Raw genomic sequence first — 942 nt, forward strand, 5'->3', positions numbered from 1 at the left:
CATCGGCGACCTTGAGCAGTGCGTCGGCGGGCAGGTCGGTGATGATGTAGTCGTTGCGGCCGGCGAGATCGGTTGCGACCCTGGCGACATCGTCGCTGTCCTTGACCTTGACCTCGTCGAGCGTGAAGCGCTGGTTGAGGAATTTGCCGGTCGTATTGTTGTCCTCGATCGCAAGCCGCGCGCCGGCGATGCCGTCATTGTCGGCCGGTTGCTCGACCAGCGAGAGCGTCGATTTGACGCCGGCATGGCCGAGATAGCCGATATGGATCTCGACGGGATCAGCCGCCAGCGCTCCGGTCGCCATCAGGCTGAGCGCGATCGTGCCGATCAACCATCGGAACATAACTCCTCCCGCAGTCCTTGTTCATTCGGGCATGGCATTGTCGCACCATGCGTTGACGTGCAAGATGACCGAATTGGCCTGGCTTGCAACCCCGCTTTTTGTCGTTGCCAGGTACCAAATTTCGATTGGTTCACAATCATGAGAACAGCGTTCGCGTTGGTCGTATCGTTGCTGGCGATGTCGGCGGGGGCGGTGCGAGCCGAACCGCCCAAGCTCGCGGTGTTCGATCTCGAGTTGATCGACACCAGCCTGCAGGGAGAGATGAACGGGCCGCGCACCGACGAGCAGGCGCGGCTGCTCCGGGCCGGCGACCAGGTGCGCAAGGAGCTCGCGGACTCCGGCAAGTTCCGCGTGCTCGATATCGCGCCCGTCAATGCTGCGGCGCACGGCAGCAATCTTCAGGCCTGCGGCGGATGCGACGTGAAGCTGGCCGGCGAGCTCGGGGCCGACCTCGCGATGACCGGCGTGGTACAGAAGGTCTCCAACCTCATCCTCAACATCAATCTGTACCTGCGGGACGTGCATACCGGGCAGTTGGTGGCCGCGGCGAGTGCCGACATGCGCGGCAACACCGACGAATCCTGGTCGCGCGCCACCGC

Annotated in this window: 2 protein-coding genes; one reads left to right on the forward strand and one right to left on the reverse strand. The window is 63.6% G+C overall.

Features of this window, described 5'->3' with window-relative positions:
• The coding region (locus SB4_RS18705) for a hypothetical protein (protein ID WP_206598030.1) at positions 1-343 on the reverse strand (343 nt) is incomplete at its 3' end.
• 138 nt (positions 344-481) lie between these two features.
• Between SB4_RS18705 and SB4_RS18710 the strand changes: the two genes are divergently transcribed.
• A partial coding sequence (locus tag SB4_RS18710) for a DUF3280 domain-containing protein (protein WP_206598031.1) occupies positions 482-942 on the forward strand: 461 nt, incomplete at its 3' end.

The sequence above is a fragment of the Sphingomonas sanguinis genome (genome assembly GCF_001476905.1).
GTDB lineage: Bacteria > Pseudomonadota > Alphaproteobacteria > Sphingomonadales > Sphingomonadaceae > Sphingomonas > Sphingomonas sanguinis_B.